Source organism: Streptomyces mutabilis, from assembly GCF_014649815.1.
Lineage (GTDB): Bacteria > Actinomycetota > Actinomycetes > Streptomycetales > Streptomycetaceae > Streptomyces > Streptomyces mutabilis.
Map to the genome: position 1 here is coordinate 657,588 of NZ_BMTT01000002.1, position 23,792 is coordinate 681,379.

Sequence of the window (23,792 nt, forward strand, 5' to 3'; positions counted from 1 at the left end):
GAGAACCCCGAGCACACCGGGGGTCCGATCATCCTACTGTGACCGTTCCGCGTGCCCGGCCCCGCTACCGCGCCGTCAGCCCGCTCCCCGGGAGGCCCGCCACATCGTGTGCTCGCGGCTGATCGCCTCCTCGGCGTCGGGGACCTTCGCCAGCCGCTCATGGATCACGCTCAGCTCGGTGGCGGCGAAGGTGCAGGCGCGGCCGAGCGTCTCGTGCCGCCGGACGGCGAGCCAGGCCGAGCCCGCAACCCAGTACGGCGGCGAAAACACCCGCCAGGTCGAACGTGAAGAGCCCGAGCAGCCGCAGGAACACGGCCGTGAGGCCGAGCCCCTCGACCAGATGAGCACGAGGCGCCATCGGCGCGCGTCGCGGACGTTCGATGCCGCCCTCGCCGTGTACCACCGCTGCCGGCCCTCGGTCCGGTGCCGCAGGTACGCCTCCTTCCGGTCGGCGAAGGACCACGAGCAGTGTTCGTGGCATCGCTGACCGCGATCGACCCCACGGGTGCGAGGCGGGTGTCCCATGTCCTGGGACACGTCCACGGACGCCTGGCCGAGCGGCTGTGCGACCGCGTCGGCCGCCCGCTGACGAGCTCCGAGCGTGCCCGCTGCCCGACCTCGTTGTCGGACGGGATCACGGCCTGCGAAGGGGGAGCGGGGCCGGGGCCGGCCGGGCGGCCCCGGCGCACCGCTCAGTCCAGCACCGGCAGCAGCTCCGGCAGGTGACCGTCCGACGCCGTCGCCGCCCGCTGCCGCTCCTGGGGCACCGGTCCGTACAGCGTGGTCCGGGGCTTCGCCGGGCGACCGGCCGCGTCCGCGACCGCGATCAGGTCCTTGACCGACTTGTACGAGCCGTACGACGAGCCCGCCATGCGGGAGATCGTCTCCTCCATCAGGGTCCCGCCGAGGTCGTTCGCGCCGGAGCGGAGCATCTCCGCCGCGCCCTCGGTGCCCAGCTTCACCCAGCTCGTCTGGATGTTGGGGATGTGGGGGTGGAGGAGGAGACGGGCCATCGCCGTCACCGCGCGGTTGTCACGCAGGGACGGGCCGGGCCTCGCGATGCCCGCCAGGTAGACGGGTGCGTTGGTGTGGATGAAGGGCAGCGTGACGAACTCCGTGAAGCCGCCGGTGCGCTGCTGGATGCCGGCGAGGGTGCGCAGGTGGCCCAGCCAGTGGCGGGGCTGGTCGACGTGGCCGTACATCATCGTGGACGAGGACCGGATGCCCAGTTCGTGGGCCGTCTCGATGACCTCGATCCAGGTCGCCGCCGGCAGCTTGCCCTTGGTCAGGATCCAGCGCACCTCGTCGTCGAGGATCTCCGCCGCGGTGCCGGGGATCGAGTCGAGGCCCGCCTCCTTCGCGGCGGTCAACCACTCGCGGGTCGACAAGCCGGTGCGGGTCGCGCCGTTGACGACCTCCATGGGCGAGAAGGCGTGCACGTGCATGCCGGGGACCCGCTCCTTGACCGCCCTGGCGATGTCGAAGTACGCCGTGCCCGGCAGGTCGGGGTGGATGCCGCCCTGCATGCAGACCTCGACCGCGCCCACGTCCCACGCCTGCTGCGCGCGGTCGGCGACCTGCTCCAGGGAGAGGGTGTAGGCGTCGGCGTCGGTGCGGCGCTGGGCGAAGGCGCAGAAGCGGCAGCCGGTGTAGCAGACGTTGGTGAAGTTGATGTTGCGGGTGACGATGTAGGTGACGTCGTCGCCGACGACGGACCTGCGTACGTCGTCGGCGACCTTGCACAGGGCGTCCAGGGCCGGGCCGTCGGCGTGCAGGAGGGCCAGCGCCTCGTCGTCCGTGAGCCTCGTCGGGTCGTCGGCCGCCGTGGCCAGGGCGGCGCGTACGTCGGTGTCGATGCGCTCGGGTGCCATGCCGGGTGCCGCCGCCTCGCGCAGGGCGCCCCAGTCGCCGTACACCTCGTCGAAGTCGTCGCGGCGGTCCGAGGTACGGCCCTCTGTGTCGATCGTGGTGTGCAGGTCGGTGCGGCCGGTGGCGGTGAACACCTCGTCCGGTTCCTGCCACGGGTGGCCCTCGACGGTCGCGTCCTCGCGGGCCAGACCCGTGGCCGGGTCGGCGAGGGCCGTCACGTGCGGGCGCAGGCGCGGGTCCAGCCAGGGCTCGCCGCGCCGTACGAACTCCGGGTAGACGCACAGCCTCTCGCGCAGTTCGAAGCCCACGGCGCGGGACTTCTCGGCGAGTTCGTCGATCTGCGGCCAGGGTCGTTCGGGGTTGACGTGGTCGATGGTGAGCGGGGAGACGCCGCCCCAGTCGTCGATGCCGGCACCGATCAGGCGCTCGTACTCGGCGTCCACCAGATTGGGCGGGGCCTGGAGGCAGGCGGAGGGTCCCATGATGTGCCGGGCGACGGCCACCGTGGCGACCAGTTCGTCCAGCTCCGCGTCCGGCATGCCGCGCATCGCGGTGTCGGGCTTGGCGCGGAAGTTCTGGATGATCAGTTCCTGGATGCCGTGGTAGGCGCGGGAGACGCGGCGCAGCGCGAACAGGGACTCGGCGCGCTCCTCGTAGGTCTCGCCGATACCGATCAACAGCCCCGAGGTGAAGGGGACGGAGGAGCGGCCCGCGTCCTCCAGGACGCGCAGCCGGACTGCCGGTTCCTTGTCCGGGGAACCGTGGTGGGGGCCGCCGGGCTCGGACCACAGGCGGGTGGCGGTGGTCTCCAGCATCATGCCCATGGAGGGCGCGACGGGCTTGAGCCGCTGGAAGTCCGTCCAGGTCATGACGCCCGGATTGAGGTGCGGGAGGAGGCCGGTCTCCTCCAGGATGCGGATGGAGACGGCACGGACGTAGGCGATCGTGTCGTCGTAGCCGTGCGCGTCGAGCCATTCCCTGGCCTCCGGCCAGCGGTCCTCGGGCTTGTCGCCGAGGGTGATGAGCGCTTCCTTGCAGCCGAGGGCGGCGCCGCGCCGGGCGATGTCGAGGACCTCGTCCGGCGACATGAACATCCCGTGTCCGGCGCGGCGCAGCTTGCCCGGGACGGTGACGAAGGTGCAGTAGTGGCATTTGTCCCGGCACAGCCGGGTCAGCGGGATGAAAACGCTCTTCGAGTACGTGATGACGCCGGGGCGCCCGGCGGCCTCCAGGCCCGCGTCCCGGACCCGGGCGGCGGACGCGGTGAGGGCGTCCAGGTGCTCACCGCGGGCCTGGAGCAGCACGGCGGCCTCGGAGACGTCGAGGGCGACGCCGTCCCGGGCGCGTCTGAGGGCGCGGCGCAGGGAGTTCTCGGTGGGGCCCGTCGAGCCGGTTCCGGGGGTCGCGGAAGTCGTCATCCTTCGAGCATACGAGCGGCATGATCGAAGCGCCGGGGGCCGTCCACTCTCCCCCACGGCACCCGGCCCCGCGCACCCCCCTCCGGTTTCCGGCCCGCTACGCGCCCACCCCCTGTTCTTGCACGGAAGTTCACGGCTCAATACCAGGGTTGCACGCACCACCCTGCACCACCCATGCCAGTCACTCACGACACCTTGGGAGCAGCAGCATGTGCGAGGACGACCACGCCGGAATCGGCAGACGCGCGGTGTTCGTGACGGGAGCGGCCGCGGCGCTTACGTTGGGGACCGTGAGCTTCGCATCGGCGGCACCCCGGGAGCGGCGGACGAGAACGGTACGGGGCACGCTGCCCACCGGCTCGCCCGACTTCGTGTACGTCCCCGTCGAAGTGCCCTCCGGGGTCCGGGAACTCCACGTCGCCTACACCTACGACCGGCCCGCCGTCCCGGCCGGCACCGCGGGCAACGCCCTCGACATCGGCCTCTTCGACGAGCGCGGCACCGACCTCGGCGGCCGGGGCTTCAGGGGCTGGTCGGGCGGGGCGCGCACCGAGTTCTTCGTGCGGGCGGACGACGCGACGCCCGGGTACATCCCGGGCCCGGTGCGGCCGGGCACGTGGCACGTCGCGCTCGGCCCGTACACGGTGGCGCCGCAGGGCCTGTCGTACGAGATCACCATCACGCTGACGTACGGGGAGCAGGACGAGGCGCCGCGGCCGGTGTACCCGCCCGAGCGCGCCAAGGGACGGGGCCGGGCCTGGTACCGGGGCGACTGCCACCTGCACTCGGTGTACTCCGACGGCCGCTACACGCTCGCCGAGATCGCGCGGCTCGCGCGGGCGGCGGGCCTGGACTTCATCAACTCCTCGGAGCACAACACCCACTCGGCGCACGCGCACTGGGCGCCGGAGGCCGGGGACGACCTGTTGATCATGCTGGGCGAGGAGGTGACGACCCGCAACGGTCACGTCGTGGCCCTCGGCACCGATCCCGGCACCTTCGTCGACTGGCGCTACCGGGCCCGCGACAACCGCTTCGGCCGTTTCGCCCGGCAGATCCGCCGCGCCGGCGGCCTGGTCGTCCCGGCCCACCCGCACGCCACCTGCATCGGCTGCAACTGGAAGTTCGGGTTCGGGGAGGCGGACGCGGTCGAGGTGTGGAACGGGGCCTACACGCCCGACGACGAGGTGGCGCTGGCCGACTGGGACGGCATGCTGGTCGCCGCCGTGCGCGAGGGGCGCGGCGGGCGCGGCGGCGGCGACTGGATCCCGGCGATGGGCAGCAGCGACTCCCACCGCTCCCCGGACCCGATCGGGCGCCCGCAGACCGTCGTGCTCGCCGACGACCTGACCCGGGAGGCGATCCAGGAGGGCATCCGGGCCGGGCGGTCGTACGTCGCCGAATCGGCGAAGGTGTCGCTGGCCTTCACCGCGTCCGGCGGCCGGGGCGAGCACGCCGGCATCGGCGAGCGGCTGCGCGTGGACGACGACACCCCGGTCACCGTCCGCCTGGAGGTGACGGGCGCCCCGCGTTGCACGGTCCGGTTCGTCACGGACCAGGGCGTGCTGTTCACCAGCGCCCCGCTACCGGTGTCCGGCGCGGACATCGTGGAGTGGCGCACGACCGCGTCCTACGCGGCGTACGTCCGGGCGGAGTTGCGGCACGAGGCGGCGGCGGGGCCGTTGCCGGGTGCGCTGGCGGCGTTCACGAACCCGATTTTCCTGGGCGGTTGACCGCCTGCCCGTCGTCCAGGTCGGCGACGACCGCCGCGTGGTCGGAGGGCCACACGCCGTCCACGGGGCCGTCGCCGGCCCGCCGCACGGCACGTACCGCGCCGAGGCCGCCCGGCCCGGGTGATCCCACGTGGACGTGGTCGATCCGGGCGCCCTGCGCCGGCGGATGAGGGATGTACGGGTTGGCCGCGTCCCAGGTGGCGGCCGGGGCCGCCGGGTCGGCGTGGTCCCACGCGTCGTGGAGCCGGCCGGCACGCAGGAGGCGGACCTCCGGAGACTCGGGAGGGGCGTTGAAGTCCCCGGTGACGACGGGCGGGAAGGCGGTGCCGTGCCGGTGCGCGGCGACGAGATCCACGAGCGCGGCGGCCTGCTCACGGCGTACGGCGCGGGCGTGGGTGCCGGAGTTCAGGTGGACGGTGAAAAACGGGACCGGGTGGCCGGGCGCGTCCAGGCGGGCGTAGAACGCGAGCCGCCCGTCGTAGAGTTCCGCGGGCGCGGGCAGCCGCAGCGCCGCCCGCTCGGTCACCGGCCAGCGGCTGAGCACCGCGTTGCCGATGCCGACCGTGTCGTCCCCGATCCGCCGCTGCCATCGGCCGGGGGCCTCGGAGGGGGCGAAAGCGCAGTGCAGGCCGAGCTCCTCGGCCAGCCATTCGGCGAGGTTACCGCCACCGTCGGCGGTGTCGGTGGCGTCGGTGGCCCACACCTCCTGGAGACCGACGACGTCGGGCCGCAGCTCCCGCAGCACCGCGAGGATCGCCTTCTGACGGTCGGCCCAGGGTCCGAACCGCCACCACAGATTCCAGGTCACGACCCGCACGACCGCATCACCCGTCTCTCCGCCCGCACACGCTGTCCCGCTGAGGTTTTCCAGGGAGCATGGAGGCTTACGAGTCGGGAGCGTGAACGAACGATGTCGATGTCGCCCAACACCGGGAAACCGTCCGCACGGAAGCCGCCCTTCGCCGAGCGGAAATACCGAGCGGTCACGGCCTTCCAACGCCGGCTGAACGCGGTGATGCGCCGCCTGCCCGCCCAGACCCTGCTGGAGACCACCGGCCGCGTCTCCGGCCTGCCCCGGCGCACGCCCGTGGGCGGGCGCCGGGTCGGGTACTCCTTCTGGCTGGTGTCGGAGTTCGGCGAACGCTCCCAGTACGTCCGCAACATCCGGGCCGACCCGCGGGTACGGGTACGCATCCGGGGTCGCTGGCACACGGGCACGGCCCACCTCCTCCCCGACGACGACCCGATCGCACGCCTGCGGCGCCTCACCCGGGTCAACAGCCTGGCGGTACGGGCCATGGGCGTCGGGACGGGGCATCTGACGGTACGGGTGGACCTGGAGGAGGGAGGGAGCAGGTGAGGGACCTGTGATCGGCGTCCCCCACCGCTGACGTGGTCGGCGTGAACAAGGCAAACTGGCCTGGTTGCTCAGGACGTCTAGGGGGACGGCATGGACGGTGGACCGCGGGTTCCGGAGCAGCGGCATCCGGGAACCCCGGCGGAATCCGAGAAGTCGGCCGCGCTGCGCTTCGGCGTGCTCGGGCCGGTACGCGCCTGGCGCGGCGAGGAACCACTGGCCACCGGCTCCCCCCAGCAACGGGCCCTGCTGGCCGCCCTGCTGCTCCGCGAGGGCCGCACGGCCACCGCGACCGAGCTGATCGACGCCCTGTGGGGCGAGGAACCGCCGTCGCAGGCACTGGCGGCGGTACGGACGTACGCGTCGCGGCTGCGGAAGATCCTGGACCCCGGCGTGCTGGTGAGCGAGTCGGGCGGGTACGCGGTGCGCCTGCCGGGCGAGGGGTCCCTGGACCTGGGAGTGGCCCGGGACCTGGCCGCCGAGGCGGAGAGGGCCCGCGACCGCGGGGACCTGTGCCACGCCCGTGACGTGCTGCGCCGGACGCTGGCGCTGTGGGACGGCGAGGTCCTGGCGGGCGTACCGGGCCCCTACGCGGAGGGGCAGCGCGTGCGTCTGGAGGAGTGGCGGCTCCAACTCCTCGAGAGACGCCTGGACATGGACCTCGAGCAGGGCTGTCACGCCGAGGCCGTCTCGGAACTGACGGCGCTCACCACGGCCCACCCCCTGCGCGAGCGCCTGCGCGAACTGCTGATGCTGGCCCTGTACCGCAGCGGACGCCAGGCCGAGGCCCTGGCCGTCTACGCGGACACGCGCCGCCTGCTGGCCGACGAACTCGGCGTGGACCCGCGCCCCGGGCTCCAGGAACTGCAGCAGCGCATCCTCCAGGCCGACCCGGCCCTGTCCGAACCGTCGGCGCCGGCGGCGGAGACGGCGCCCGCTCCGGTACGCCCGGCCCAGCTCCCCGCCACCGTCCCGGACTTCACCGGCCGCACGGCCTTCGTGCGGGAGCTGAGCGACGTACTGGCCTCGGCGTCCGATGACGGGCCGTCGGGCCGCGTCATGGCGGTCTCCGCGCTGGCCGGCATCGGCGGCGTCGGCAAGACCACCCTCGCGGTGCACGTCGCCCACCGGGCGCGGAGCGCCTTCCCCGACGGGCAGCTGTACGTCGACCTCCAGGGGGCGGGCGCGCGGGCGGTGGAGCCGGAGACGGTACTGGGCGCCTTCCTCCGCGCCCTCGGCACGGCCGACTCGGCCATCCCCGACCTCCTGGAGGAGCGGGCCGCCCTCTACCGCTCCGTCCTGGACGGCCGCCGCGTCCTCGTCCTCCTCGACAACGCCCGGGACGCCGCCCAGGTACGGCCGCTGCTGCCGGGCGCGGAGGGCTGCGCGGCGCTGGTGACGTCCCGGGTGCGGATGGTGGACCTCGCCGGGGCGCACCTGGTCGACCTGGACGTGATGTCTCCTGAGGAGGCGCTGACGCTCTTCACGAAGATCGTGGGCGAGGAGAGGGTGGCCTCGGAACGGGAGGCGGCGCTGGACGTGGTCGGGGCGTGCGGTTTCCTGCCCCTCGCCATCCGCATAGCCGCGGCCCGTCTGGCGGCCCGCCGCACCTGGACGGTCTCGGTGCTGGCGACGAAGCTGGCGGACGAACGCCGCCGCCTGGACGAACTCCGGGCCGGCGACCTGGCGGTCAAGGCCACCTTCGAACTGGGCTACGGCCAGTTGGAGCCGGCCCAGGCGCGGGCCTTCCGGCTCCTGGGCCTGGCGGACGGCCCGGACATCTCCCTGGCCGCCGCGGCGGCGGTGCTCGACCTTCCCCCGGAGGACACGGAGGACCTGCTGGAGTCCCTGGTCGACACCTCGCTGCTGGAGTCGGCGGCGCCCGGCCGCTACCGGTTCCACGACCTGGTGCGGCTCTACGCGCGTGCGTGCGCGGAACGGGACGAGCATCCGCCGAGCGAGCGGGGGGCGGCGCTGTCGCGGCTGCTGGACTTCTATTTGGCGACCGCGGCGGGGGTGTACGCGATCGAACGGCCCGGGGACCGCCTGGTGGACGACCTGGAGTCGACCGAGTACCCCGGCCTGCGTTTCGACGACGGCCAGTCGGCACTGGACTGGCTGTACACCGAATCGGCGGCCCTGCTGGCGTGCGTCCGCCAGGCCTCGGGGACGGCCAGGCTGCGCCGGGCCGTCGACCTCCTGTGGGCGGCGCGCGACCTGGCCGAGTCCGGCGCGAACTCCCGCCAGTACGAGGCGACGGCCATGGCCATGCGCGAGGCGACGCAGGCCGTCGGAGACACCCGTGCGGAGGGCAGGGCGCGCATCGCCCTCACCGGTTTCCTCCTGGTGTCGGGCCGCATCCAGCAGGCTTCGGCCGAGGCGCGCCTGTCCATGGAGTGCGCGGCCGACGCGGCGGACCCCACCGCTGAGAGCTGGGCGGCCCAGGACCGAGGGCTCATCGCCCTGCACCAGCACCGGTACTCCGACGGCAAGAGGTTCTTCGACCGGGCCATAGACGGGTTCCGGGCGGCCGGCAACGGTTTGTGCGAAGCGACCGCCCTGTGCAATCTCTCGCGTGCGTACATGGGGATGGGCAACACCGCGAAGGCCGTCGAGTTCGCGCAGAACGGCCTGGCCGTCCACATCGAAGTCGGCAGCACCATGCGCCTGGCCAACGGCCACTACGCCCTGGGAGTGGCGTTGACGACGGCCGGCCGGCACATCGACGCCCTCGCACAGTTCTCACGTGCCCTGACCATTTTCCAGGACCACAGGCAGCGCCTCTGGGCGGGATCGACCCACTTCAGGATCGCCGAGGCCCACGTCGCCTCTCGCCGCCCGGCGCAGGCCGCGCAACACGCCGAACAGGCGCTCGCCCTCGGGTGCATCGGTGGTGACCGGATGCGCGGTCACGTCCTGAAGCTGCTCGGGCAGGCGCTGAGCGATCTCGGACAAGTGGACCGGGGCAGGGCGTGCTGGCAGGAGGCCCTCAACCTCTACGAGGCGAACGGCGCCCCGGAGGCGGATGCCGTGCGCTCCCTGTTGAAGCCCGCCACGGCGGCCTGAGGAGCGCACCGCGCCGTACCGCGGGGGGCGTTCAGCATTCGTTTATCGACGTCCGCCAGTCTCGTTCCTGTCACGCCGTCGCGTCGGGGGGCAGACGGGTGACCGGAGAGCCCACCGGTTAGTGTGCGGCTCCGAACGCCCGTCCGGTGGCCCTCGGGGGAGTTCCCGGACGGGCGTTCCGCACTCGTTCACCACCGCAGAGGAGCAAGCGCATGAGCGACAAGAAGGACGAAGCGACCGCCACGCCGCTGGACAACAACATGCCCACCCCGCCGGCGTCGGACGCGACGGTCACGACGCAGGACAACAACATGCCCTCACCGCCGGCCAAGGACACCGTCACCACGATGGACAACAACATGCCGGCCCCGCCCGCCCTGGACCTGGACGGCGACGGCAAGTAGACCTTCCTCCACACGGGGATCGGCCGCGGCGGCGCGGAGGGGAGCCGCCGCGGCCGACGTGTGTCCGGGCGCCGGCGACGATGCCGCCGGCGCCCGGACTCATGTCGTGCGGGCCGTCCCCGTGCCCTTCTCCGCGTCCAGCGCGTACACGCAGCGGTCCTTGCTGCACGCGTACACGATGCCGTCCCGCACCACCGGGGAGCCGGTGATCTCGCCGCCGGTGGCGAGCTTCCAGCGGAGGCGGCCGTCGTCGGCCTTGAGGGTGTAGAGGAGGTGGTCCGTGGAGCCGAAGTGGATGCGGCCCTCGGCGACCGCGGGGGCGCCCACGATGTCGCCGCCCGCCTGGAAACGCCACTTGGGGGTGCCGGTGACGGCGTCCAGGGTGTACAGGCCCTTGCCGCTGCCGACGTGGACGTGGCCCGCGGCGACCAGGACCGGGTCGGTGGAGGACCGGGCCTCGGTCGCGATGCGCCAGCGGTCGCGGCCGTCGGTGGCGTCGAGGGCGTAGACGGTGCCGAGGTAGTCGGCGAGGTAGACGCCGCCGCCGGTCACGGCCGGACCCGGCACGAAGGCGGGCGGGGCGAGGAAGACGGCCGGGGCCTCGAAGTGCCAGCGGACGTGGCCGGTGGTGACCTCCAGGGCGAGGACACGGGTGCCCGCCGAGACGTAGACGTAGCCGTCGGGGGCGTGGGCGACGCGGACCGGGACGCCGCCGCAGGATGCGGCGTCGCCGATCGGGTACGACCAGCGCTCGTCGCCGGTACGGGCGTCCAGGGCGCGCAGCCGGGCGTCCTGCCAGACGTACACCGTGCCGTCGTGGAGCGCGGCGCCCGCCTGCGGGGACTCGAAGTCGGTCTGGCAGCCGGTGACCTCCCACAGCTTCTGGCCGCCCGAGGCCTCCCAGCCCTGGACGCCGCCGCCGCGGGTGGCGGTGACGACGGTGCCCCTCTCGGTTTGCAGCGAGTACACCCAGGCGTCGGTCTGTACGCGCCACAGGTCGGCGCCCTCGCGGGCGTCGAGGGCGAAGAGGGTCGGGCCGTCGGAGGCGTGGATACGGCCGTCCGCCACCGCCATCGACCAGGCCACGTCCCTGGTCTTGAAGCGGCGGCGTCCGGTGGCGACGTCCAGGGCGTGCACCTCGAAGGAGGTGACGTAGACCAGGTCCTCGGCGACGGACGGGGTGCCCCAGACGTCGTTGGACATGCGGAAGCGCCAGGGGCGCCAGCCCGCCGGGGACGCCTCGGGGGGCGCGGTGGGGGCGGGCGGCGCGGCCGGCACGGCGGGGGCGGCGCCGTTGACGCCGGTGCGCGGGCGGGACCAGGAGGCGGCGAGGGCCGACTCCGGCGGTGGTGCGGCGACGGCGGCGGCGCGCATGTCGGCGACGCGCGGGCCGGGGCCGATGGGCACCGAGACCCCGGCCAGCCGGACGGGGCCGGCGTCGGGGGCGCCGACGGGTGCGGGCGGCGGCGCGTGCACGGGCGGTGCCGGTACGACGGGGTCGTGGGAGGGCGGGGGCGGCACGGGGGGAGCGGGCACGGCGCCTCCCGAGCCACCGGCGCCACCGCCGGCACCGCCCCGGCCGCCGGCCGTCGTGGCGAGCTTGAGCGCGGGGCGGCCGCCCCGGCGGCTCTCGATCAGGCCCACCGCCCGCTCCGGCAGCCACGCCGACGCCGTACCGCTGTCGTCGGAGCCGGAACCGAACAGGTGCGGGGCGAGCTGGGACTGGAGGTCGGCCGGGTTGGGGCGGGCCGTGGCCTCCATCTGCATGCAGGACTCGATGAGCGGGCGCAGCTCGTCGGGGAGACCTTCGAGGTCGGGCCCCTCGCGCAGCAGCATGAAGACCGTCTCGACGGGATTGGCGCCGTGGAAGGGCGGGTGCCCGGTGGCGGCGAAGACCAGCATGGAGCCGAGCGAGAACACGTCGCTGGCGCCGGTGACGCTGCGGGAGTCCTTGGCCTGCTCCGGGGACATGTAGGCGGGCGTGCCGACGGCGACGTTCGTCATCGTCAGACGGGTGTTCGAAACGCCGGACGCGATACCGAAGTCGATCACCCGAGGGCCGTCCTCGACGACGAGGACGTTGGAGGGTTTGAGGTCGCGGTGGACCAGGCCCGCTCCGTGGATCGACTGGAGCGCCTCCGCGACGCCCGCCGCCAGCCAGCGCACGGCCTGGGCCGGGAGCGGCCCGCACTCGTTCACTATCTCCTCGAGGGAGGGGGCGGGCACGTAGGCCGTGGCCAGCCACGGCACCGCGGCGCGCGGGTCCGCGTCGACCACCGCCGCCGTGTAGAAGCCGGAGACCGCGCGGGCCGCCTCCACCTCGCGCGTGAAGCGGACGCGGAACAGCTGGTCCTCCGCCAGCTCCGTCCGGACCGTCTTGATCGCCACACGCCGCCCGGACGCCGAGCGCGCGAGATAGACCAGCCCCATGCCGCCGGCACCGAGCCGGCCGAGCACCTCGAACGGCCCGATCCGCCGCGGATCGTGCTGCGTCAGCTGATCCACCACTTGCCTGCCACCTCCCCGTACGAGCCGCGCCACCCACATATGTACGCGACCGAAGTGCAGCGTCTCACCACCGCACCCGAGTGGCGGCACGCACCCCGATTCTTCCTGTCCGAAGCGCTGGTGGCGAACCTGGGGACAATCGGGGTGTGTCATCCCGATCCCGGGCAAAGGACCCTGGTAGAAGACTCCTGGGAGCAGACCCCCGGGAGAAGCTCTGCGCCCGACAGCCTCGGCTCAGCGCTGCAGCAGCGCGAACGACGCACCCTGGCCGTCGGAGACCACGGCCACCCCTCCGTACGACGTCTCGAACGGAGGCACCCGCACCCGCCCGCCCAGCCGGGCCACCGCGCCGAGCGCCGCCTCGACGTCCTCGGTGAGGAAGTGGACGAGGAAGTGCGGCGGCATCTCGGCGGGGAAGACGCCGGCGAGGGGGGCCCGGCCGAAGTCGGGGTCGGCGTCCGGGCCGAAGAGGGCGTCGTGGAGCAGGTCGCCGTAGAAGGCGTTGGCCGCCTCGGTGTCGCGGGTGTACAGCTCGGCCCAGGCGAAGGTGCCCGGCTCGTGCCGGCGCCCGAAGCCGGGGTGCCGGTCCGGCTGCCAGAGGGCGAAGACGGCGCCGTCCGGACCGGCGGCGAGCGCGCTGATGCCCTGGTCCCCGACCGGGTGGGGCGGGGTGACGATCTGACCGCCGCCCGCCCGGACGCGCCCGGCCTGGGCGACGGCGTCCGGGGTGTGGAAGTACACGGTCCACACGGTGGGCATCCGGCCGTCCGTCTTGCGGACCAGTGCGGCGACGGGCTCGCCGTCCAGCCGCGCCCGTACGGCGCCCTCCTCCGGTTCGTCGAAGGTCCACCCGAAGAGCTCGCCGTAGAAGCGCTTGCCCGCCTCGACGTCCGGCAGCTGTGCGTCCACCCAGCAGGGGGTGCCCTCCGGGGGTTCCGGGCGCGCGGAAGTCCGCTCCGGGCCAGCGGACGCTCTCTTGTCTGATGCCCCGTTTTCGGCCATGCCGTCAAAGTAACCGCGTCGCCCGCACCGCGCAGACCAGGCACACCAGCCTCTCTGCGCCCGCGCACCCCATTTGCAGTCGGCCGAATCGCGCTCCGATCACCCGTCGGTAAGCTGACGGCATGACAGGACAAGTGCGTACCGTCGACGGCCGCGTGGCCGGTCGACGTGGGCAGGCGACCCGGCAGAAACTGCTCGACTGCCTCAGCGAAATGCTCAGCTCCTCCCCCTATCGCGATGTCAAAGTCATCGATGTCGCCCGCAAGGCCGGCACCTCGCCCGCGACCTTCTACCAGTACTTCCCGGACGTCGAGGGCGCCGTCCTGGAGATCGCCGATCGAATGGCCGCCGAGAGTTCCGCGCTGGCCGAGCTGACGGCGGGACGCTCGTGGACCGGCAAGGCGGGCTGGCAGACGGCGCAGGAACTCGTCGACGGATTCCTGGACTTCTGGCGGAAGAACGACGCGATCCTCCGCGTCGTCGACCTGGGCGCGGCCGAGGGCGACAAGCGGTTCTCCAAGATCCGCATGAAGGTCCTGAACTCGGTGAACTCCTCCCTCACGGACTCCGTCGCCGAGTTGCAGGCCAAGGGCAGGATCGACAAGGACGTGAATCCCGCCGCGATCGCCGGTTCCCTGGTCGTCATGCTGGCCGCCGCCGCCTCGCACCAGAAAGGTTTCTCCTCCTGGGGCGTCAAGCAGGCCGAACTCAAACCCAGTCTCGCACTGTTGACGTATCTCGGCGTCACGGGCAAGAAGCCCACCAAGTAGCACCCCGTCGCCTCAGTCGCCCCCGCACTACGCCGGCAGTGGCCGGTCCCGCACCACGTGCTTCATCACCAGCGTCGACGTCAGCCGCAGCACCCCGGGCAGGGTGGCGAGCCGCTCGTCGTAGAGCCGTTGGTAGGCCGCCAGGTCGGCGGCGACCACGCGCAGCAGGTAGTCGGGCTCCCCGAACAGCCGCTGCGCTTCCAGCACCTCCCCCACCTCGCTGACCGCCCGCTCGAACTCGGCGACCGTGTCCCGGTCCTCCTGCCGCATCGACACGAAGACCAGCGCCTCGAAGTTCAGGCCCACTGCGGCCGGGTCCACCACCGCCCGGTAGCCACCGATCGCCCCCGACCGCTCCAGCTCGCGCAGCCGCCGGTGACACGGCGAGACGCTCAGCCGCACCCGCGCGGCCAGTTCGGTCACGGTCAGCCGCCCGTCCCGCTGAAGCTCGGCAAGAATCTTCCGGTCCATGTCGTCCACGGGGCAGATCCTTCCACGCATGCGCCCGGCCACGGAAAACTTCGGGAACACTTTCGGGGCATCCGCTCCTAACCTTCCCGTCATGGACTCCGCACTTCTCCTCTCCTTCCTCGCCCTGGACCTGCTGCTGGTGTGCGTGCCGGGCGCGGACTGGGCGTACGCCATCGCGGCGGGACTGCGCGAACGGTCGGTGACGTGGGCGGTGGGCGGCCTGGTCGCCGGGTACGCGCTGCACACGCTGCTGGCGGCGGCGGGGCTGGCGGTCCTGGTCGCCGGGTCACCGGGGCTGCTCACGGCGCTGACGGTGGCGGGAGCGGCGTACCTGGTGTGGCTGGGGTGGGGGGTGCTGCGGCGGCCCGGCACCCCCGGTGCCGCGCGGGACGACGGCCCGGCCACCGCGGAGGGCGGTTCCCGTGCCCGGGTCTTCCTGCGCGGTGCCACGATCAGCGGGCTCAACCCCAAGGGCCTGCTGCTCTACCTGTCCGTACTGCCCCAGTTCCTGGTCACCCGGGGTGCGCACCCGCCGGTGCCCGTGCAGACTGTCGTCCTGGGGCTGCTGCACATGGCCTGCTGTGCCGCCGTGTACCTCACGGTGGGTGTCGCCGCCCGTGCCGTTCTGGGCGCCCGGCCGGCCGCCGCCCGCGCGGTCACCCGTACGTCGGGTGCCGCGATGCTGGGCATCGGCGCGTTCCTGCTGGTGCAGCGCCTGGCGCTGTCCTGATTCCGGCGGGCGCCCCACGACGGGAACAGCCGCCCGCCCGACCGGCGTTGAGGAAGCGAACGACACCCGTACCCGCTGGAGGAGACCGGAATGGCCCTGACCCGCGAAGAGCGTGAGCAGTTCCTGGCCGAGCCCCACATCGCCGCGCTCGCGGTGGACGCGGGATCGGACCGCGCCCCGCTGACCGTGCCGATCTGGTACCAGTACGCGCCCGGCGGCGACGTCTGGATCATGACCGGGCTGGACAGCCGGAAGTACCAACTGATCAAGGCCGCGGGGAGGTTCACGCTGATGGTCGACCGGCTGGAGCCCACCATCCGGTACGTGTCGGTGGAGGGGCCGGTCGTCGAGACGGTCACCGCCACCGAGGAGGACCTGCGGGAGATCTCCGCCCGCTACCTCCCGGCCGACAGGGTCGACGGCTACGTAGCATTCGCCTCCGCCGAACACGGCGATCAGGTCATCGTCCGTATGCGGCCCGAGCGCTGGGTCTCCTCGGACCTCGGCACGGTGTGAGCGCCCGGCACCCGTGACAATCGGGGCATGGGAACCGAGCAGACCGATCTTCACGAGCTGTTGAGGTCACTGCGGGTGTGGGACCCCGCGGTCACCGCACTGCCGCCCTTCGACCCGGCCACCGCGCCCGCCGACCCGCTCGCCCTGTTCACGCGGTGGTTCGCCGAAGCGGTGGCGGCCGGGCAGAGCGAGCCGCACACCGTGTCGCTGGCGACGGCGGACGCGGAGGGCCTGCCGGACGTACGCGTCGTCATGCTGCACGGGGCCGACGAGGACGGCTGGTCCTTCGCCACGCACGCCGGCAGCCGCAAGGGCCGGCACCTCGCCGCCCGCCCGTACGCCGCGCTCGCCTTCTACTGGCCGGTACTGGGGCGCCAGGTGCGGGTGCGGGGCCCGGTCGCCGTCGCCCCGGCCGAGGAGGCGCGGGCCGACCTGCACGCGCGGTCGGCCGGCGCCCTGGCCGCCGCGCTCACCGGACGGCAGAGCGAGGAGCTGGGGTCGCCGGCGGAGCTGGCCCGCGCCTCCGAAGCGGCCTGGGAGCGGGCCGGGCGGGAGCCCGACGCCCCGGTCCCGTCCTGGACGCTGTACCGGCTGCGCCCCGACGAGGTGGAGTTCTTCCAGGGAGACGCCCGCCGCCGCCACGTACGGCTGTCCTACCGGCGGGCGGAAGACGCGGAGGACGGCTGGCGCACCCGCCTGCTGTGGCCGTGAGCGACGGTCAGCGCCTGCCGGGCGGCTCCGGCTCGGCGTCCGTCGCCAGCCGCGCGTGCAGGTGCGCGTCCCGGAACACGTCGTGCCGGCCGGCCTCGAACATCGCCCCGCGCATCGTGCCCTCGTAGGCGTAACCGCAGCGTTCGGCGACCCGGCAGGAGGCGTGGTGCCCCACCGCGTGGCCCAGTTCCAGGCGGTGGAGGCCGAGTTCCGCGAAGGCCCAGCGCGAGGCGAGCAGCAGGGCGCGGGTGGCGACGCCCCGGCCGCGGGCCTCGGGGAGCACCCAGTAGCCGACCCGGGCCAGCTTCAGCGTCCGGTTGATCTCGTTGACGCCGATGTGGCCCAGCGTCGCACCGCTCTCCCCGTCCGTGATCCGGAACGACGAGCACCTGCCCTCCTCGGCTTCCCGGGCCCGCGCGCGCAGCGACTCACGGGCGCCGGCGAGGTCGGTCCACAGCTTGAGCGGGGTGTTCCAGCGCTGGAAGTCGGGGTCCAGGCAACCGCGCAGCCAGGTCTCCGCGTCGGCGCAGGAGCCGGCGTCCCACGAGCGCAGGTGCAGGCCCTGTCCGCGGGGCTCGGGCAGGGAGGCAAGCAGGGTGTGCATGCGTGTCGAGGCCATCGGGCCATTGAAACCGACCCGCGCAGACGCGGCCCGGGCTTCTGCGTGCCGACCCGGACACGTACCGGTCGCCGACCGGACGCGAACCGAGCCCGAACCCGGGCCCATCTCGACCCCGGGCCCATGTCCCCCAGCGGCCATGCCCACCGCCGGTTCCGGATCCGCCCCCCGCCGAGCCACCGCACGCTGCGGTCGTGACCGATCCGCAACCGATTCCGGTCTTGACCGAGACCCATCAAGCCGAGCCTTGATTACGCTCGCCGCATGGCCGACTCCACAGCGTCCGCTCAGCCGCCGTCCGCACACCCCGCGGACCGCCCCGTGTACGTCATCGGCGCCGGCCCGGGCGGCCTCGCCGTCGCCCAGGCGCTGCGCGCGCGGGGTCTGCGGGCCGTCGTCCTGGAGCGGGCCGACCACGTCGGCGCGTCCTGGCGCCGCCACTACGACCGGCTGCGCCTGCACACCACCCGCCGCCTGTCGGCGCTGCCCGGCCTGAAGATGCCGCGCCGCTTCGGGCGCTGGCCGGCCAGGGACGACGTGGTGCGGTACCTGGAGAAGTACGCCGACGTCCACAAGCTGGAGATCGTCACCGGCGTCGAGGTCTTCCGCGTCGAGCGTGCGCCCGACGGCGCCGGCTGGACGCTGCACGCCTCCGGGGGCCGTGAGCTGACCGGCGCCGCGGTCGTGGTCGCCACCGGCTACAACCACACCCCGCGCGTGCCGGACTGGCCGGGCCGGTCCACGTTCACCGGCGAGTTCCGGCACGCCGCCGAGTACCGGAACGCGACCCCCTACGCGGGCCGGGACGTCCTGGTCGTCGGCGTCGGCAACACGGGCGCGGAGATCGCCGTGGACCTGGTGGAGGGCGGCGCCGCCCGGGTCCGGCTGTCGGTGCGCACCGCACCGCACCTCGTCCGCCGCTCAACGGCCGGCTGGCCCACGCAGTACAACGGCGTCCTCGCCCGGCACCTGCCGGCCGGCCTGGTGGACCGGCTCGCCCGTCCGCTGGCCCGGATCAGTACGCCCGACCTGTCGGCGCACGGGCTGCCCCGACCGGAGGGCGGCCTGCTCGCCCGGGCGGCCGAGGGCGCGATACCGGTGCAGGACGTCGGCCTGATCGACGCGGTGCGGCGCGGCCGGGTGGAGGTGGTGGCCGCCGTGGAGGGCTTCGAGGACGGCAAGGTGCTCCTCGCCGACGGCACCCGCACCGCCCCGGACGCGGTGATCGCCGCCACCGGCTACCTCCGGGGCCTGGAGGGCCTGGTCGGCCACCTCGGTGTGCTCGACGCGCGGGGCCGACCGTCCGCACGGGGCGCCCGCACCCCGCCGGACGCCCCCGGCCTGTACTTCACCGGCTTCACCAACCCCATCAGCGGCATGCTCCGCGAACTGGCGATCGACGCGTCCCGGATCGCCGGGGCGGTGGCGAAGAGACAGGCGGGCCGGGTGTCGCGGCTGCCGGGCTAGGCCTGCGGGCCGCACACCAGCAACGACGAACGAACTGCAGCTCCGGCGGACTTCCCGCACACCTACAACCACCACCGCTGCCACACCACACTCGGCGCGGCCACCCACCCATCACCCGCCTGACCAACCCTGCAGGTCAATGCGCCTTGGCGGCGGTGCCGGGCGCCGGAGCCGGGCGGCGGCGGATCACCAGGGCCATCAGCGCCGCCGCCGCGCACAGGGCGCCGGAGGCGACCCAGACCACGTCGTAGGAGCCGAACCGGTCGCGGGCGACACCGCCGAGGAAGGCGACGAGAGCGGCGCCGACCTGGTGGGAGGCGAGGACCCAGCCGAAGACGATGGCGCTGTCCTCCCCGTACTGCTCGCGGCACAGGGCGAGGGTGGGCGGGACGGTGGCGACCCAGTCGAGTCCGTAGAAGACGATGAAGAAGACCATCGGGGGATGGACGCTGGGCGCGAGCAGGAGCGGGAGGAAGAGGAGGGAGATGCCGCGCAGGGCGTAGTAGACGGCGAGCAGGCGGCGCGGTTCGAAGCGGTCGGTGAACCAGCCGGAGGCGATCGTGCCGACGACGTCGAAGATCCCGATGACGGCGAGCAGCGTGGAGGCGGTCGTCAGCGGCATGTGGTGGTCGTGGGCGGCGGGTATGAAGTGGGTCTGGATCAGCCCGTTGGTGGAGGCGCCGCAGATCGCGAAGGTGCCGGCGAGCAGCCAGAAGGGGCCGGTGCGGGCGGCGGAGAAGAGGACCGTGAGGGCCCGGCGGGCGGCGCCCGGCACGGGGGCGGGCTTGGGGACGAACTCCTCGGCGCCGTAGGGCGCGAGGCCCACGTCGGCGGGGTGGTCGTGCAGGAGGAGCCAGACGAAGGGGACCACGGCGAGGGCCGCCAGGGCGACCGTGACGGCCGCCGGGCGCCAGTCGTACGTCTCCACGATCCAGGACAGCAGCGGCAGGAAGATCAGCTGTCCGGAGGCGGAGGCGGCGGTGAGGACGCCGGTGACCAGGCCGCGGCGTTCGGTGAACCAGCGGTTGGTGACGGTGGCCGCGAAGGCGAGCGCCATGGAACCCGAGCCGAGGCCTACCAGCAGGCCCCAGCAGAGGATCAGCTGCCAGGCCGACTCCATCCAGACCGTGGCGCCCGAGCCGAGCGCGATGACGGTCAGGGCGACGGCGACCACACGGCGGATGCCGAAGCGGTCCATGAGCGCGGCGGCGAAGGGCGCGGTCAGCCCGTAGAGCGCGAGGTTGACGGAGACGGCGGCGCCGATGGTGCCGCGCGACCAGCCGAAGTCCTGGTGGAGCGGGTCGATGAGGATGCCGGGCAGAGAGCGGAAGGCCGCGGCGCCGATGATCGTCACGAAGGTGACCGCGGCTACCCACCAGGCGCGGTGCATGCGGGGGCGGCGGGGGCGGTAGGGCTTCGGGCCGTGCACGGCGGCTGCGGCGGCGTCGGTTGTCTGGGGCACGTCATAGAGCTTCGGGCACGGCACCGGCCCGATCGAGTGGCCCGAAGGTCATGGTTCGCTAAGATCGGGCCATGACCTCCGAGCGCACGCTCCCCGGCCCCCGGCCGCACCGCGTCGTCGTCCTCGCCCTCGACGGTCTGCTCCCCTTCGAACTGGGCATTCCGCAGCGGATCTTCAGACTCGCCCGGGACGATCAGCGGCGCCGCCTGTACGAGGTGGTCACCTGCTCCGTGCGCCCGCCGGGGCCCGTCGAGACCGACGCGGACTTCGCGATCATGGTCGAGAACGGTCCAGAGATCCTGGCCACCGCCGACACGGTCGTCGTCCCGGCCTCCTACGAGCTCGGCCCGGTCCACGACGAGGGCGTGCTGACCGAGGAGCTGGCCGCCGCTCTCGACCACGTCCGGCCCGGCACGCGGCTCGTGGCGATCTGCACGGGCGGGTACGTCCTGGCCGCCGCCGGTTACCTCGACGGGCGCCCGGCGACCACGCACTGGGCCTCCGCCGAGCACTTCCAGCGGCTCTTCCCGCAGGTGCGGGTGGACGCCGACGTGCTGTTCGTGGACGACGGCGACGTGCTCACCTCGGCCGGGGTCGCGGCCGGTATCGACCTGTGCGTGCACATCGTGCGGCGGGACCACGGCACGGCGGTCGCCAACGAGGTGGCCCGCCGCACGGTCGTACCGCCGCACCGCGACGGCGGGCAGGCGCAGTACATCGAACGGCCGGTACCCGATCCGCAGCAGTCCTCCACGACCAACGCCCGCGCCTGGGCGCTCGCCCGCCTCCAGGAGCCGATCCAGCTGCGGGACATGGCCGCCCAGGAGTCGATGTCGGTGCGTACCTTCACCCGCCGCTTCCGCGAGGAGGTCGGCGTCAGTCCGGGCCAGTGGCTCACCGGGCAGCGGGTCGAACGGGCCCGGCATCTGCTGGAGTCCACCGCCCTCTCCGTCGACCAGGTGGCCCGCGACTCGGGATTCGGCACGGCCCAGTCGATGCGGCAGCACCTGCAGGCGGCTCTCGGGGTCACCCCGTCCGCGTACCGGCGGACCTTCCGGTCGGACTTGTCCACAGCCTGTGGGGAGTGAGGGACGGCGGACGGGACCTCGTCGGCCGGCGGCGCGGCGCCGATCGCCCCGAGCATGGCCCCGTACGCCGCCACCCGACTCCGGCGCTCCCGCCCGGCTCCCGTCACCCCCGAGGGAACCGCCGCCGAAAACACGACCCACACTCGTCGAGGGCTCCGTCACCGAGCCCTCGTCGTCCCCTCGCGGCGAATCGTCGACTACAAGCGTGAGGAAGCGGTCACGATCCGTCAACCCGCAATGGGCTGTTCCTCACTTGCACCCCGTTGGTACGTGACGCGCACGGAAGCACAGCCCGGCGCACCGTCGCACCGGCTCCGTGGACGGCGGGTCCCGTGCACCGGGCGCGTCCGACTTCCGCGCCGGCCGCTACACCACTTCGTACGCGTACCCCTCGTACGCGACCGCGCCGTCGACGCTCCCGCAGGCGGGTGCGCCGCCCTCGCGCCCGGCGCAGCGGTCCAGTTCGCACCAGATGCGCTTGCCGCTGCCCTCCCGGCTCCAGCCCCAGCGGTCGGCGAGGCCGTCGACGAGCGCGAGACCCCGGCCCCCCGTCGCCGCACCGTCCGCGCAGCGGGCCACCGGAGCCCGGTCGCTCGCGTCGTCCACCTCGAGGCGGACGGTGGCCTCCTCGGTCTCCTCCGCCCCCGGGAGCACCAGCCGCAGCACGGCCGAACGACCGGTGTGCACCACGGCGTTGGTGACGAGCTCGGAGACGAGGAGCACCAGCGTCTCGGCGAGCGGCTCGTCGGCCTGTATCCCGGACCCGGCGAGCCGTGAGCGCGCCCACCGCCGGGCCCGCCCCACTTCCGAGGGGTCGGGCCGGACCTCCAGTTGCACTTGAAGCACCTGCACCGCTCACACCATCCGAACCGGCGGACACAAAGGCTCGCGCCTCATGAGGGCCACGATCGTAGCCATTCTCTGCATGGCCAGAACAACGGCCGGGGCAGGGATCACGGAACGTGAATCCCCTGTGGGACAGCATGGTTGACGTACAGTCACGTCAACAAGCGCTTCGGGCATATTCCAGCGCGAAGGAGTACCTCTGCGGCATACTGTGCGACGCTCGCTCCGGGGGGTCGAACAGGCGGCGGTCGACGGCCGTTCCACCCTGCGGGGCAAGGCGCGCATCCCCGGTTCCGGAGCCGCCCCAGGGGCAACTCCGGCACGACCGGCGCTCAGGACCACTCGCATCCCACACAAGGTACCGGAGTGTGGCACCGACTCCGGGCCGTGACGGACAACACGGCGGGAACAACCCCGCATCAACGCTCCGTGACGGATCCGTGCCACGATCCGCGACACCCGCGCCGACAGCCGCCCGGGGGGCGGGGCGGGGACGGGTGGAGGCGTGCTACTCCGGGACGGTGAAGTAGCGGGCGAAGGCCGGGACGATCTCCGCCTCCCCGACCCTGCCGTCGCCGTCCGGGTCGAGCGCGGCGGCGACCGACCGCGCGGCGTCCCCGGGCACACCGAGCACGGTGAGCACGCGCGCCACGTCCCCGACGGCGGCCGTTCCGTCGCCGTCGGTGTCGGCGACGTCCAGGGCCGCGTGCAGGAACGGGCGGGCGATCTCCGCGAACCGGTCCGGGTTGTCCCGCAGCCGCTTGACCGCCGCGGTGACGAACTCCTCACGGGTGATGCGCTGATCGCCGTCCCGGTCGGCGATGCCCGCCATGCCCTGCCAGAGCGCCTCCGCGCCGCCGTACAGGGCCTGTCCCTTCTCGGAACGGGCGGCGGTGCCGAACTCGGCGAGCAGCGCCTTGGCCGCCGCGTTGAAGTCGGCACGGTCGATGTGACCGTTGCCGTCCTGGTCGAAGGCGGCGAAGCGTGCGGCGATCCTGCGCTCGTACTCGCTGTTGATCATGGTTCTCTCCGGCCGCCTCACGTCGGTGTCGGTGGTCTGCGTCTCGCTCGGAGAGTACGACGCCGGCCGCGACCGCGGGCGGCATACGGGCGGACGGGCCGGGCGGAGTCCGGGTTCAGGCGGACAGCGGGCGCGGCCTGTCGCCGGTCGCGGAGGCGAGGTCGGGGTGGACGTCGAAGAGCCGGCGTACCCCGAGCGCACCGAGGACGCGGTTGACGTGGGAGCCGTCGACGGCTCCCTGGGCCGGCAGTATCAGGCGCAGCCGTCCCTGACAGGAGCGGATGAGCCGCCGGGAGGCGATGAGCACGCCGACCCCACTGGAATCGCAGAACAGGACCTCCGAGAGGTCCAGGACGAGGCTGTGCCGACCCTCGGCCACCTCGTCGTGCACGCGCTGCCGCAGCACCGGTGACGTCACCAGGTCCAGTTCACCCGACACCCGGAGCACGGACCACTCGCCCCGCTCGCCGCCGGTCACATTGAACGTCACCACCATGCCCTTCAGTCGCCGGTACATCGGACGTCCGGAGAAGCCCGGAATTCACCCGAAACGGAAGCCATGCTTACGCTTCTTGGGCGCGCGCCTGCCCACCGGCCGTTCCCGCAAACGCCCGCCCGGAAACGGGGAACGATCAGAAAAGGCTTGTTCCAGACGGTTTCGATCCTGTTCGGTCGGATCCGGTCGCACGATAGAGGGTAGGGGAGGCGTTTAGCACGTGCGGGCCGCCGGGGGC

Annotated in this window: 21 protein-coding genes and 1 pseudogene; 11 read left to right on the forward strand and 11 right to left on the reverse strand. The window is 73.3% G+C overall.

Annotated elements, in window-relative coordinates; all coding sequences use genetic code 11:
- Window positions 1-75: 75 nt before the first annotated feature.
- Window positions 76-525: a hypothetical protein gene (locus tag IE142_RS07265; RefSeq protein ID WP_191884898.1), complete on the reverse strand. Its 450-nt coding sequence runs from the start codon at window positions 523-525 to the stop codon at window positions 76-78.
- A 167-nt stretch (window positions 526-692) separates the two neighbouring features.
- Window positions 693-3,287, reverse strand: coding sequence for a bifunctional FO biosynthesis protein CofGH (locus IE142_RS07270; protein WP_191884899.1), 2,595 nt, complete (start codon window positions 3,285-3,287; stop codon window positions 693-695).
- Window positions 3,288-3,496: 209 nt separating this feature from the next.
- On the opposite strand from IE142_RS07270, the gene IE142_RS07275 reads away from it, so the two are divergent.
- A complete protein-coding gene (locus tag IE142_RS07275) occupies window positions 3,497-5,020 on the forward strand; it encodes a CehA/McbA family metallohydrolase (protein WP_191884900.1) in 1,524 nt (507 codons plus the stop codon).
- Here IE142_RS07275 and IE142_RS07280 read toward each other — a convergent pair.
- On the reverse strand, window positions 4,992-5,837 hold the full coding sequence (locus IE142_RS07280) for an endonuclease/exonuclease/phosphatase family protein (RefSeq protein WP_191884901.1): 846 nt from the start codon (window positions 5,835-5,837) through the stop codon (window positions 4,992-4,994). The two genes, IE142_RS07275 and IE142_RS07280, sit on opposite strands and share 29 nt — an antisense overlap.
- Before the next feature lie 99 nt (window positions 5,838-5,936).
- Here IE142_RS07280 and IE142_RS07285 point away from each other — a divergent pair, with 99 nt between their 5' ends.
- The 3 genes from IE142_RS07285 (at window position 5,937) to afsS (ending at window position 9,847) form a co-directional block, all read left to right on the forward strand.
- On the forward strand, window positions 5,937-6,380 hold the full coding sequence (locus IE142_RS07285; RefSeq protein WP_191885065.1) for a nitroreductase/quinone reductase family protein: 444 nt from the start codon (window positions 5,937-5,939) through the stop codon (window positions 6,378-6,380).
- A gap of 90 nt (window positions 6,381-6,470) precedes the next feature.
- Window positions 6,471-9,443: an SARP-family global regulator AfsR gene (gene afsR, locus IE142_RS07290; RefSeq protein WP_191884902.1), complete on the forward strand. Its 2,973-nt coding sequence runs from the start codon at window positions 6,471-6,473 to the stop codon at window positions 9,441-9,443.
- 212 nt (window positions 9,444-9,655) lie between these two features.
- Window positions 9,656-9,847 carry a regulatory protein AfsS gene (gene afsS / locus IE142_RS07295; RefSeq protein ID WP_191884903.1) on the forward strand — a complete coding sequence of 64 codons (192 nt, stop codon included), beginning with the start codon at window positions 9,656-9,658 and terminating at the stop codon, window positions 9,845-9,847.
- 99 nt (window positions 9,848-9,946) lie between these two features.
- Here afsS and afsK read toward each other — a convergent pair whose 3' ends face one another.
- Both afsK and kbpA read right to left on the reverse strand, forming a co-directional pair.
- A complete protein-coding gene (gene afsK, locus IE142_RS07300) occupies window positions 9,947-12,355 on the reverse strand; it encodes a protein serine/threonine kinase AfsK (RefSeq protein WP_191884904.1) in 2,409 nt (802 codons plus the stop codon).
- A 234-nt stretch (window positions 12,356-12,589) separates the two neighbouring features.
- Entirely contained in the window at window positions 12,590-13,357 is a 768-nt protein-coding gene (gene kbpA, locus IE142_RS07305; protein WP_370466310.1) for an AfsK-binding protein KbpA, read from the reverse strand.
- A gap of 134 nt (window positions 13,358-13,491) precedes the next feature.
- Here kbpA and IE142_RS07310 point away from each other — a divergent pair, with 134 nt between their 5' ends.
- A complete protein-coding gene (locus IE142_RS07310) occupies window positions 13,492-14,127 on the forward strand; it encodes a TetR family transcriptional regulator (protein WP_191885066.1) in 636 nt (211 codons plus the stop codon).
- 27 nt (window positions 14,128-14,154) lie between these two features.
- Here the strand turns inward: IE142_RS07310 and IE142_RS07315 are convergent, their stop codons facing one another.
- Window positions 14,155-14,607: an Lrp/AsnC family transcriptional regulator gene (locus IE142_RS07315; RefSeq protein WP_191884906.1), complete on the reverse strand. Its 453-nt coding sequence runs from the start codon at window positions 14,605-14,607 to the stop codon at window positions 14,155-14,157.
- Window positions 14,608-14,689: 82 nt separating this feature from the next.
- On the opposite strand from IE142_RS07315, the gene IE142_RS07320 reads away from it, so the two are divergent.
- The 3 genes from IE142_RS07320 (at window position 14,690) to IE142_RS07330 (ending at window position 16,555) form a co-directional block, all read left to right on the forward strand.
- Window positions 14,690-15,328 (forward strand): LysE family translocator, encoded by a 639-nt coding sequence (locus tag IE142_RS07320; protein ID WP_191884907.1) that lies wholly within the window; start codon window positions 14,690-14,692, stop codon window positions 15,326-15,328.
- Between the two features lie 90 nt (window positions 15,329-15,418).
- A complete protein-coding gene (locus IE142_RS07325) occupies window positions 15,419-15,844 on the forward strand; it encodes a pyridoxamine 5'-phosphate oxidase family protein (RefSeq protein WP_191884908.1) in 426 nt (141 codons plus the stop codon).
- A gap of 27 nt (window positions 15,845-15,871) precedes the next feature.
- Window positions 15,872-16,555: a pyridoxine/pyridoxamine 5'-phosphate oxidase gene (locus IE142_RS07330; protein WP_191884909.1), complete on the forward strand. Its 684-nt coding sequence runs from the start codon at window positions 15,872-15,874 to the stop codon at window positions 16,553-16,555.
- A 7-nt stretch (window positions 16,556-16,562) separates the two neighbouring features.
- Here IE142_RS07330 and IE142_RS07335 read toward each other — a convergent pair whose 3' ends face one another.
- The gene (locus tag IE142_RS07335) at window positions 16,563-17,174 is read right to left on the reverse strand and encodes a GNAT family N-acetyltransferase (protein WP_191884910.1); all 612 of its coding nucleotides are present in this window, start codon (window positions 17,172-17,174) and stop codon (window positions 16,563-16,565) included.
- Window positions 17,175-17,438: 264 nt separating this feature from the next.
- Here IE142_RS07335 and IE142_RS07340 point away from each other — a divergent pair, with 264 nt between their 5' ends.
- Window positions 17,439-18,641, forward strand: a complete 1,203-nt coding sequence (locus IE142_RS07340; protein WP_191884911.1) for a flavin-containing monooxygenase — start codon at window positions 17,439-17,441, stop codon at window positions 18,639-18,641.
- A 9-nt stretch (window positions 18,642-18,650) separates the two neighbouring features.
- A pseudogene (locus IE142_RS36375) lies at window positions 18,651-18,781 on the forward strand (IS481 family transposase); the annotation flags it as partial.
- Here the strand turns inward: IE142_RS36375 and IE142_RS07345 are convergent.
- Window positions 18,778-20,103, reverse strand: a complete 1,326-nt coding sequence (locus IE142_RS07345; RefSeq protein WP_191884912.1) for an MFS transporter — start codon at window positions 20,101-20,103, stop codon at window positions 18,778-18,780. The pseudogene IE142_RS36375 and the gene IE142_RS07345 sit on opposite strands and share 4 nt — an antisense overlap.
- A 71-nt stretch (window positions 20,104-20,174) precedes the next feature.
- Between IE142_RS07345 and IE142_RS07350 the strand changes: the two genes are divergently transcribed.
- On the forward strand, window positions 20,175-21,191 hold the full coding sequence (locus tag IE142_RS07350) for a GlxA family transcriptional regulator (RefSeq protein ID WP_191884913.1): 1,017 nt from the start codon (window positions 20,175-20,177) through the stop codon (window positions 21,189-21,191).
- 366 nt (window positions 21,192-21,557) lie between these two features.
- On the opposite strand, the gene IE142_RS07355 is transcribed toward IE142_RS07350, so the two are convergent.
- The 3 genes from IE142_RS07355 to IE142_RS07365 form a co-directional block, all read right to left on the reverse strand.
- Entirely contained in the window at window positions 21,558-22,028 is a 471-nt protein-coding gene (locus tag IE142_RS07355; RefSeq protein ID WP_043381582.1) for an ATP-binding protein, read from the reverse strand.
- Between the two features lie 517 nt (window positions 22,029-22,545).
- Window positions 22,546-23,058, reverse strand: coding sequence for an EF-hand domain-containing protein (locus tag IE142_RS07360; protein WP_191884914.1), 513 nt, complete (start codon window positions 23,056-23,058; stop codon window positions 22,546-22,548).
- Between the two features lie 115 nt (window positions 23,059-23,173).
- Window positions 23,174-23,554: an STAS domain-containing protein gene (locus IE142_RS07365; RefSeq protein ID WP_043383526.1), complete on the reverse strand. Its 381-nt coding sequence runs from the start codon at window positions 23,552-23,554 to the stop codon at window positions 23,174-23,176.
- Window positions 23,555-23,792: the final 238 nt, after the last annotated feature.

Bases quoted from the DNA above. Each gene is read 5' to 3' on its own strand.
- kbpA (WP_370466310.1), bottom strand. From the start codon at position 13,357: ATGGCCGAAAACGGGGCATCAGACAAGAGAGCGTCCGCTGGCCCGGAG.
- IE142_RS07320 (WP_191884907.1), top strand. From the start codon at position 14,690: ATGGACTCCGCACTTCTCCTCTCCTTCCTCGCCCTGGACCTGCTGCTG.
- IE142_RS07270 (WP_191884899.1), bottom strand. From the start codon at position 3,287: ATGACGACTTCCGCGACCCCCGGAACCGGCTCGACGGGCCCCACCGAG.
- IE142_RS07325 (WP_191884908.1), top strand. From the start codon at position 15,419: ATGGCCCTGACCCGCGAAGAGCGTGAGCAGTTCCTGGCCGAGCCCCAC.
- afsR (WP_191884902.1), top strand. From the start codon at position 6,471: ATGGACGGTGGACCGCGGGTTCCGGAGCAGCGGCATCCGGGAACCCCG.
- IE142_RS07265 (WP_191884898.1), bottom strand. From the start codon at position 525: ATGGGACACCCGCCTCGCACCCGTGGGGTCGATCGCGGTCAGCGATGC.
- afsS (WP_191884903.1), top strand. From the start codon at position 9,656: ATGAGCGACAAGAAGGACGAAGCGACCGCCACGCCGCTGGACAACAAC.
- IE142_RS07365 (WP_043383526.1), bottom strand. From the start codon at position 23,554: ATGGTGGTGACGTTCAATGTGACCGGCGGCGAGCGGGGCGAGTGGTCC.
- IE142_RS07360 (WP_191884914.1), bottom strand. From the start codon at position 23,058: ATGATCAACAGCGAGTACGAGCGCAGGATCGCCGCACGCTTCGCCGCC.
- IE142_RS07350 (WP_191884913.1), top strand. From the start codon at position 20,175: ATGACCTCCGAGCGCACGCTCCCCGGCCCCCGGCCGCACCGCGTCGTC.
- IE142_RS07285 (WP_191885065.1), top strand. From the start codon at position 5,937: ATGTCGCCCAACACCGGGAAACCGTCCGCACGGAAGCCGCCCTTCGCC.
- IE142_RS07275 (WP_191884900.1), top strand. From the start codon at position 3,497: ATGTGCGAGGACGACCACGCCGGAATCGGCAGACGCGCGGTGTTCGTG.
- IE142_RS07340 (WP_191884911.1), top strand. From the start codon at position 17,439: ATGGCCGACTCCACAGCGTCCGCTCAGCCGCCGTCCGCACACCCCGCG.
- IE142_RS07335 (WP_191884910.1), bottom strand. From the start codon at position 17,174: ATGGCCTCGACACGCATGCACACCCTGCTTGCCTCCCTGCCCGAGCCC.
- IE142_RS07330 (WP_191884909.1), top strand. From the start codon at position 15,872: ATGGGAACCGAGCAGACCGATCTTCACGAGCTGTTGAGGTCACTGCGG.